The organism is Microbacterium sp. (assembly GCF_039812165.1).
In the GTDB taxonomy this organism is placed as follows: domain Bacteria; phylum Actinomycetota; class Actinomycetes; order Actinomycetales; family Microbacteriaceae; genus Microbacterium.
In genome coordinates, this window is sequence record NZ_JBDIAB010000139.1 from 1 (window position 1) to 8,102 (window position 8,102).

General features: G+C 73.7%; 9 protein-coding genes and 1 pseudogene. 4 read left to right on the forward strand and 6 right to left on the reverse strand.

All coding sequences use genetic code 11. From position 1 onward, the window contains the following. Window positions 1-74 (reverse strand): annotated as a pseudogene (locus WML84_RS10805) (WhiB family transcriptional regulator); the annotation flags it as partial. A 241-nt stretch (window positions 75-315) separates the two neighbouring features. Here WML84_RS10805 and WML84_RS10810 point away from each other — a divergent pair. Next, a complete protein-coding gene (locus tag WML84_RS10810) occupies window positions 316-708 on the forward strand; it encodes a histidine kinase (protein ID WP_347346153.1) in 393 nt (130 codons plus the stop codon). A gap of 73 nt (window positions 709-781) precedes the next feature. Here WML84_RS10810 and bcp read toward each other — a convergent pair whose 3' ends face one another. The 3 genes from bcp to aroA all read right to left on the reverse strand — a co-directional run bounded on the left by bcp (window position 782) and on the right by aroA (window position 3,808). After that, a complete protein-coding gene (bcp, locus tag WML84_RS10815; protein WP_347346154.1) occupies window positions 782-1,249 on the reverse strand; it encodes a thioredoxin-dependent thiol peroxidase in 468 nt (155 codons plus the stop codon). Between the two features lie 167 nt (window positions 1,250-1,416). Further along, window positions 1,417-2,454, reverse strand: a complete 1,038-nt coding sequence (gene rsgA / locus WML84_RS10820; protein WP_347346155.1) for a ribosome small subunit-dependent GTPase A — start codon at window positions 2,452-2,454, stop codon at window positions 1,417-1,419. Window positions 2,455-2,470: 16 nt separating this feature from the next. Continuing rightward, entirely contained in the window at window positions 2,471-3,808 is a 1,338-nt protein-coding gene (gene aroA / locus WML84_RS10825) for a 3-phosphoshikimate 1-carboxyvinyltransferase (protein WP_347346156.1), read from the reverse strand. A 107-nt stretch (window positions 3,809-3,915) separates the two neighbouring features. Here aroA and WML84_RS10830 point away from each other — a divergent pair, with 107 nt between their 5' ends. Continuing rightward, window positions 3,916-4,512: a sigma-70 family RNA polymerase sigma factor gene (locus WML84_RS10830; RefSeq protein ID WP_347346157.1), complete on the forward strand. Its 597-nt coding sequence runs from the start codon at window positions 3,916-3,918 to the stop codon at window positions 4,510-4,512. Then, window positions 4,509-4,751, forward strand: a complete 243-nt coding sequence (locus WML84_RS10835) for a zf-HC2 domain-containing protein (protein ID WP_347346158.1) — start codon at window positions 4,509-4,511, stop codon at window positions 4,749-4,751. Before WML84_RS10830 ends, WML84_RS10835 begins: the two co-directional genes overlap by 4 nt. A gap of 147 nt (window positions 4,752-4,898) precedes the next feature. Here the strand turns inward: WML84_RS10835 and WML84_RS10840 are convergent, their stop codons facing one another. Next, entirely contained in the window at window positions 4,899-5,807 is a 909-nt protein-coding gene (locus tag WML84_RS10840) for a diacylglycerol kinase (protein WP_347346159.1), read from the reverse strand. Between the two features lie 4 nt (window positions 5,808-5,811). Next, window positions 5,812-7,419 carry an FAD-binding oxidoreductase gene (locus tag WML84_RS10845; RefSeq protein WP_347346160.1) on the reverse strand — a complete coding sequence of 536 codons (1,608 nt, stop codon included), beginning with the start codon at window positions 7,417-7,419 and terminating at the stop codon, window positions 5,812-5,814. A 34-nt stretch (window positions 7,420-7,453) separates the two neighbouring features. On the opposite strand from WML84_RS10845, the gene WML84_RS10850 reads away from it, so the two are divergent. Continuing rightward, window positions 7,454-8,102 (forward strand): helix-turn-helix domain-containing protein (locus tag WML84_RS10850; RefSeq protein WP_347346161.1); only part of this gene is annotated, 649 nt, incomplete at its 3' end.

Below are 8,102 nucleotides of genomic sequence, written 5' to 3' on the forward strand. Positions count from 1 at the left end.
GGTCCGGTGTTCCCGACCGGGAAGAACAGTTCGGGGTCGACTGTCAGGCAGGCGGCTTTGTCGCGCCAATCCATCGTGTGGTGCTCCTTGATTCGCTGAAGTTGAGCGGGCCGCGACGCGAAGGGCGTCCGCTGACCTGCTGGGAGTGCGAGCGGGTTACTCGCCCCACTTCGCTGTGGGAGCACATGGCTTCGTCAATCGTCCCATAGCCTGGTTAAACGAATCAAGAGGTCGGACCCCACCGGTAGCTGAGCATTCCCTTGGAGGAATGCGGCCCGAGAACGCCGGCTCGAACCGATCGGGAGGCGGTCTCACATGCGCACGTCGGTGGCCGAACGACTCTCCGGAGCCGTCCTGGCGCTGGAGGGCGTCGGCATCCTGGTGCTCGTCGCGTGGCAGATCGTGGCGCTCGTCTCGGGCGACACCGATTCGGCCGTCAGTTCGGTCGCGCTCATCGTGCTGACCGCGCTCGGCGCCGCCCTCGCCCTCGCGTTCGCGTTCGCGTGCGCGCGGGGCGTGTCGTGGGGGCGCTCCGGCGGCATCGTGACGCAGCTGCTGATCCTCGCCGTCGCGCTCGGTGCCGCCACCGGCCAGGTCGCGCATCCGCTCACGGCGCTCGCGGTCGCAGCTCCCGCGCTCGTGGGGCTGCCGCTCCTCATCGCGGCCGTCCGCGCCGCCGCGCGCCGCGTCCGTCCCACCGAGCAGTAGTCGGGGAGAGCCCCCTCGCCGGGCGACAGGATCGATCCTTCCGCCCTGGATGCGCGGTCAGCTCGAGATCAGGTCAGTCGAGGCCGAGGAGCTTGCGCACGCGGGCCACGTGCCCGGTGGCCTTGACGTTGTACAGGGCGTGCTCGATGCGCCCCTCCGGCGAGATCACGAACGTCGAGCGCAGCACGCCCTCGATCTTCTTGCCGTAGTTCATCTTCTCGCCCCATGCGCCGTAGGCGTCGTGCACGCTGTGGTCGGGATCGCTGAGCAGCGTGAACGTGAGGCCGTCGCGCTCGCGGAACTCGCGCAGCTTCACCGGCTCGTCGCGCGACACGCCCACGACGGTGACGCCGGCGGCCTGCAGCGACGACAGGCTGTCGCGGAAGTCGCACGCCTCGGTCGTGCACCCGGGCGTCATCGCGGCCGGGTAGAAGTACAGCACCACGCGCTGTCCGCGCAGGCCCTCCAGCGAGACGGATGCGCCGTCCTGGTCCTCGAGGGTGAAGTCGGGCGCGAGCGAGCCGGGTTCGAGCTGTGTCATGCGACCAGCCTAGGCCGTGGCATCCCGTCGGTGGCGGGGTTCGTGCACGGCTCGGGAGCGCGGCATGTCGTCGGAGATCGGCACGACCTCGGATGGTTCGCGCGCCCGGTGTCCGAGGAACCGCGGATCTCCGACGGTACGCCGCGAACAGGCCGTGCCGGCGCGGATCAGGCGAGCGTCGTGAGCAGGCGCTGCAGCGAGTCGAGCCGCGCCGCGCCGCGCTCGCCGAGCCGGCCCTCGGCCACGGCCTCGACGATCGCGCAGTCCGGGGCGTCGGGCAGGTGCGTGCAGCCCCGCGGACACTCCTCGGCGATCGCGGCGAGGTCGGTGAACGCCGCCAGGATGCTCGCCGGATCGACGTGCCCGAGCCCGAACGAGCGCACGCCGGGGGTGTCGACGACCCAGCCACGGCCGGCCGGCCCCGTGTATCGCAGCGCGACCGTCGAGCTGGAGGTATGGCGACCGCGTCCGGTGACCTCGTTGACGTGCCCGGTGGCCCGCGCGGCGGTCGGGACGAGCGCGTTGACGAGCGTGGACTTGCCGACGCCGGAGTGCCCCACGAAGACCGTGACGTGCCCGGCGAGGCGCTCGCCGATCGCCTCGACCGGCATCGCGTCGCGCGCGCTCGTGAGCACCCCGAGGTCGTCCAGGCCCTCGAAGTGCGCGAGGAACGCCGCCGGATCGGCGAGGTCGGTCTTCGTGACGACGAGGAGGGGATGGATGCCGGCATCCCACGCCGCCACGAGATAGCGGTCGACCAGCCGGGGCCGCGGCTCGGGATCGGCCGCGGCCACCACGATCACCATCTGGTCGGCGTTGGCGACGACGACCCGCTCGACCTGGTCGGTGTCGTCGGCGCTGCGGCGCAGGAGCGACGTGCGCTCCTCGATGCCCACGATGCGCGCGAGCGTGCCCGTGGCCCCGGAGGTGTCGCCGACGACGCGCACGCGGTCGCCGGTGACGATCGGGCGCTTGCGCAGCTCGCGGGCGCGCGTGGCGAGCACGGTGCGCTCGTCGGGGCCGTCCTCGTCGACGAGCACCGGGTACCGGCCGCGGTCGACCCCCAGCACGCGCGCGATCTCGGCGTCGGCGTGCGCGGGGCGGCGCTTTGTCCGGGGCCGGTTGGCCTTCGGGTTGGGGCGGACGCGCACGTCCGTCTCATCGAACTCGGGCTCGTCGTCGTCGGACTCGTCGAGCCAGCTCACCGCGCGCCGCTCCCGATCACGCGGCGCCGTCTCCGTGCAGCATGGCGTCCCACAGGTCGGGGAACTCCGGCATGGTCTTCGCGGTGGTGCCGATGTCGTCCACGTGCACGCCGGGCACGCGCAGGCCGATGATCGCGCCCGCGGTGGCGATGCGGTGGTCGTGGTGCGCCGGCCACAGGCCGCCGGTGAGCGGGCGGGGCACGATCCGGATGCCGTCGGCAAGCTCGTGCGCCTCGCCGCCGAGCGCGCGGAGGTTGCCGACGAGCGCCGCGATGCGGTCGGTCTCGTGGCCGCGGATGTGGCCGATGCCGTGCAGCACGGTGGGCGCGTCGGCGAAGGCCGCGAGGGCGAACAGGGTGGGGGTGAGCTCGCTCGCCGCGGTGAGGTCGAGGTCGACGCCGGCGATGTCGCCGGTGCCGGTCGCGGTGAGCACGCCGCCGCGGCGCGAGACGCGCGCGCCGAGCACCGCGAGCATGTCGGACAGCAGGGCGCCCGGCTGCGTGGAGTGCGCGGGCCAGCCCGGGATCGACACGGTGCCGCCGGTGACGAGCGCGGCCGCCAGGAACGGGGCGGCGTTCGACAGGTCGGGCTCGATCGCGACGTCCTTGCCGCGCACGGTGCCCGCCGGCACGAGCCACTCGCGCGGGTTCGGATGCTCGACGTGCACGCCGCGGTGGGCGAGCGCGGCGACCGTCATGTCGATGTGCGGCAGGCTCGGGAGGCGCTCGCCGGTGTGGACGAGGTGCAGGCCCACGTCGAAGCGGGGCGCGGCCAGCAGGAGTCCGGAGACGAACTGGCTCGAGGCGCTCGCGTCGATCGTGACCTCGCCGCCGCGGATGTGGCCGTGCCCGCGCACCGTGAACGGCAGCGCCCAATGGCCGCCGTCGTCGATGTCGACGCCGACCTCGCGCAGCGCCTTGATCATGGTGCCCATCGGCCGGTGGAGCGCGCTCGCGTGCGCGGTGACGAACACCTCGCCCGACACGAGGCCGGTCAGCGGCGTCACGAAGCGCATGACGGTGCCGGCCTGGCCGCAGTCGATCGTCGTGTCGCCGGTGAGGCGCGGTGCCGGCGTCACGTGCAGGTCGGGTCCGAACTCGCCGTCGCTGTCCATCGGCTCGATGCCGACGCCGAGCGCGGTGAGGGCCTCGATCATGCGGTTCGAGTCGTCGGAGTGCAGCGGCGCGATCAGGCGGCTCGGCGCGTCGGCGATCGCGGCGAGCACGAGCTCGCGGTTCGTGAGCGACTTCGAGCCGGGCACGGTGACCGTGGCGTGGACGGGCTCGTCGGCGACCGGGGCAGACCAGGCCGTCACAGTGGCTTCGTGGTCAGGGGAATACCCGAGGTTGCTCATCGGGTTCTACCCTAACGAACTCGACACGCCGACCCGAGGAAACCATGTTCGCCACGCTCGACGCTCTCCGGGGAGCAGCACAGCCCGCCCCCGTAGACTGGCGCACGATGGATGATCAGGCGGCCACGACCGACCCCCGCGCGCAGTTCGAGGAGCAGGCCCTCCCGTTCATGGACCAGCTGTACGCGGCGGCGATGCGGATGACGCGAAACCCCGCCGACGCGGCAGACCTCGTGCAGGAGACCTTCGTCAAGGCGTTCGCGTCGTGGTCCTCCTTCACGCAGGGGACGAACCTGAAGGCGTGGCTGTACCGCATCCTCACGAACACGTACATCAACACGTATCGCAAGAAGCAGCGCGAGCCCTATCAGGGTGCGATCGACGACCTCGAGGACTGGCAGCTCGGCGGCGCCGAGTCGGCGACCGCGACGAGCTCCCGCTCGGCCGAGGCGGAGGCGATCGATCGGATGCCGGCATCCGTCGTCAAGGACGCCCTCCAGCAGATCCCCGAGGACTTCCGCCTCGCGGTCTATCTCGCGGACGTCGAGGGCTTCGCGTATCAGGAGATCGCGGACATCATGAAGACCCCCATCGGCACGGTGATGAGCCGCCTGCATCGCGGCAGGCGCATGCTGCGCGAGCTCCTCGCCGACTATGCGAGCGAGCGCGGCATCGGTGTGCCCGCCCCGAGGAGCGTGAGATGAGCGATTGCGGCTGTGACAAGGCGCGCAGCGAACTCGAGGAGTACTTGCGCAACGAGTTCTGCAAGACGGCGTACGACGACATCCGGGAGCACCTGGACGGATGCCCCTCCTGCCGCGACGAGCTGCTCGTCGCGCGCACGCTGACCGAGGTGCTCGCCCGGTCGTGCCGCGAGGCCGCGCCCGAGGAGCTGCGCGACCACGTGCTCGCCCGCCTGCGCGCGGTGCAGGCCACCCACTAGCCTCGTCCTCCCCGCCACCGCTCCTCCCCTCCCTCCCGCTCTTCCCGCGAGAAGGCATCGGTGCACCGATACAGCGGTCTGGGCGTGCACTCTCGGTGCACCGTTGCACTCTCGCGGTCGGAGGAGAGGGAGAGCGAGGGAGAGGCGTCACGCTGACGCGGGGGCGAAGAGGGTGAGCGCGTGCGGTGCGACGTCGACCCGCAGCGGCAGCGCCCCGATCGGGTCGCCGTCGGCGTAGGCGGTGACGCCGGGCGACGAGAGCCGCACGCCGGTCACGCGGGCCATGGCGACCTCGGCGGCCGACGCGTGCGCGCCGCGGTACACGCGGGGGAGGAGCCGCAGCAGCCGCAGGCGCCCCGCCGGGCGCACGAGCGTGACGTCGAGCAGCCCGTCGGCCGGGTCGGCGTCGGGGCAGATGGGGATGCCGCCGCCGTACGTGCGCCCGTTCCCGACCGTCGCCATGACGAGGTCGCCGGCGACCTCCTCGACGGCGCCGTCGGCGTGCTCCAGCACGACCTCGTACGGGATGCCGTGGAGCCGCACGAACTCGGCGAGGAGCGCGATCGTGTAGCGCGACGAGCCGCGCGGCCAGCGCATCGCGTTGGCGCGGTCGTTGACGAGCGAGTCGAAGCCGCTCGCCAGCACCGTCCCGAAGTACGCGGTCGAGCCGTCGGCGCGCGTGACGCGGCCGAGGTCGATCCGCCGCGTGGCCCCGGCGATCACGGCATCCGCCGCCTTCTCGGCGTCGAGCTCGGCGAGCCCGACGGTCGTCGCGAGGTCGTTGCCGGTGCCGACCGGGACGATCCCGAGCGGGATGCCGGTGCCCGCCAGCTGCTGGATCGCGAGGTTCGCCGTGCCGTCGCCGCCGGCGACGAGCACCGCGTCGGCGCCGAGGTCGACGGCGGCGCGCAGCAGCTCGGTGGACTCGGCGGCGCTGCCGCCGGAGACGATCGTGGTGCGGATGCCGTGGGCGCGCAGTCGCTCGGCGGCGCGACTCGCCGCGTGCCGGTGCACGCCGGAACGGGCGGCGGGGTTCGCGAGGAGCGCGACGTCCACGGGCTCAGGCCTTCCCGGGAGGGATGAGGGCTCCCGGGTTCATGATGCCGTGCGGGTCGAGCGTGTCCTTGGCGGCGCGCAGCACCGCGATGCCGAGGGGGCCGATCTCCGCCTCGAGGTGGTCGCGGTGGTCGCGGCCGACGGCGTGGTGGTGGGTGATCGTGCCGTGGGCGGCGACGATCGCGCGGGTCGCGGCATCCTTCGCCTCGCGCCATTGCGTCACGGGGTCGTCGGTGAGCGCGGCGACGACGGTGAAGTAGAGCGACGCGCCGGTCGGGTAGACGTGCGAGACGTGACACATCACGACGGCGGGCGTGCCCTGGGCGCCGAGCGTCGCCGTGAGCGCCTCGGCGACGGCGGCCTTGACGGCGGCGAGGCGGCTCCACGTCGCGGCGGTCTCGAGCGTCTCGGCGAGGACGCCGATGTCGAGCAGCGCGTCGCGCATCGCGGGGGCGGCGAAGCGTCCGCGCTCCCACGAGCGGGCGGGATCCTCGCCGCGCGACTTGGCGCCGTGGGCGCGGAAGACGTCGTCGGTCGCACGTCGCACGCGTTCGGCCTCCGCGGCGGTCGCCGCCTCGAACGTGGCGACGGCGAGGCAGCCGCGCAGGCGCAGCAGGTGCGCGCCGAGCGCGGCGTTGACCTTGGTCTCGGTCTCGTCGCTGAGCCGCAGCACGGTGGGGCGGATGCCGCTCTGCGTGAGCTCGCGGATCGCCTCGGCGCCGGCGGTGAAGTCGGGGAACGTCCACGCCCCGTACGCGGTGTGCACGGGGACCGGCCGGACGCGCACGGTGACCTCGGTGATGACGCCGAGGGCTCCCTCGGAGCCGAGGAACAGGGCGCGGAGGTCGGGACCCGCGGCGCTCGCCGGCGCGATGCCGAGGGCGAGGTCGCCGGCCGGCGTCGCGACGCGGATCGCGTGCACGAGGTCGTCGAACCGCCCGTAGCCGCGCGAGGCCTGGCCGCTCGAGCGGGTCGCGGCGAAGCCGCCGATCGTGGCGTGCTCGAAGCTCTGCGGGAAGTGGCCGAGCGTGAGGCCGTGCGCGGCGAGCAGCTCCTCGGCCTGCGGCCCCGTGGTGCCGGCGCCGAAGGTCGCCAGCTGCGACCGCTCGTCGAGGTCGCGCAGCGCCGCGGTGCGCGCGAGGTCGAGGGCGACGACGGCGCGGTGCGCGCCGGCCTCGGGCACGAGCCCGCCCACGACGCTCGTGCCGCCGCCGAACGGCACGACGGCTATGCCGCGGGCGTCGCACGTGCGGAGCACGGCGAGGACGTCGTCGTGGCCCGACGGCGCGACCACGGCGTCGGGCGCGGGCTGCACCTCGGCGCGCCGGCGGGCCAGCAGGTCGGGCGTGCTCTTGCCGCCGAGGTGGCCAATGCGCGCGGCATCCGTCACGCCCACGTGGTCCGCGCCGACGATCGCGGCCAGCGCGTCGAGGTCGGCCGCGTCGAGGCGCGAGGGCGTCAGGACCGCGTCGTGCTCGTCGCGGCGGGGGATCGGGTGCGGTGTGCCCTTCAGGAGCGCGGCGGCGATGGCCTTCGCCCCGGGCGGCAGGTGGGCGCCGGGAGCCCACGCGTCCCAGGGGAGCAGTGGGCGTGGGTCGGAGGGCGTAGCCATGGCGACAGTATGACACGTGCTGTACTTTTGTCACATGGTGTCCATGAAGCCCGCCGACCGGCCGTCTGCGCACGGGCCGCGGGGCGCCGAGTCGTCACCTTCCGAGGGCGAGCCGTCGGCGACCGGGGCGTTCGCGCCGCCGCCGCTCGAGCCCACGGCCGCGGCCATCCTCGACGCCGCGCTCGCCGAGACGGTGGAGCACGGCATCCGACGCACGACCATGGCCGACATCGCGCGACGCAGCGGCGTCTCGCGCCAGACCGTGTATCGGTACTGGCCCGACGCGCAGACGCTGTTCGCGGGGCTCGTGACGCGTGAGGTCGTGGCGGCGCTGCCGCCGGCGACGGATGCCGCGACCCTCGACGAGCTGGTCGGCGCGCTGGTCGGCGCGGCCGATCGGGTGCGCACGCTGCCGGTGGTCGAGCGGCTGCGCGACAGCGATCCGGAGCTGTTCGCGCGCTACGTGCTGGAGCGCCTCGGCACGAGTCAGCGCGTCGTGCACGCGGCGTTGGCCGCACACGTCGCCGCGGGGCAGCGGGCGGGGTTCGTCCGTGCCGTCGACCCGGCGCGGGCCGCGGCGATGCTGCTGCTGATCCTGCAGTCGGCGGTGCAGTCGGCGCCGCTCGTGGCCGAGTGGCTCGACGACGACGCGTGGCGCGCCGAGCTGGCCGCCGCGGTGCGAG

Excerpts from the sequence above, each read along its gene's own strand:
- bcp (WP_347346154.1), bottom strand. The coding sequence starts at position 1,249 with ATGACACAGCTCGAACCCGGCTCGCTCGCGCCCGACTTCACCCTCGAG.
- WML84_RS10830 (WP_347346157.1), top strand. The coding sequence starts at position 3,916 with ATGGATGATCAGGCGGCCACGACCGACCCCCGCGCGCAGTTCGAGGAG.
- aroA (WP_347346156.1), bottom strand. The coding sequence starts at position 3,808 with ATGAGCAACCTCGGGTATTCCCCTGACCACGAAGCCACTGTGACGGCC.
- WML84_RS10845 (WP_347346160.1), bottom strand. The coding sequence starts at position 7,419 with ATGGCTACGCCCTCCGACCCACGCCCACTGCTCCCCTGGGACGCGTGG.
- WML84_RS10810 (WP_347346153.1), top strand. The coding sequence starts at position 316 with ATGCGCACGTCGGTGGCCGAACGACTCTCCGGAGCCGTCCTGGCGCTG.
- WML84_RS10835 (WP_347346158.1), top strand. The coding sequence starts at position 4,509 with ATGAGCGATTGCGGCTGTGACAAGGCGCGCAGCGAACTCGAGGAGTAC.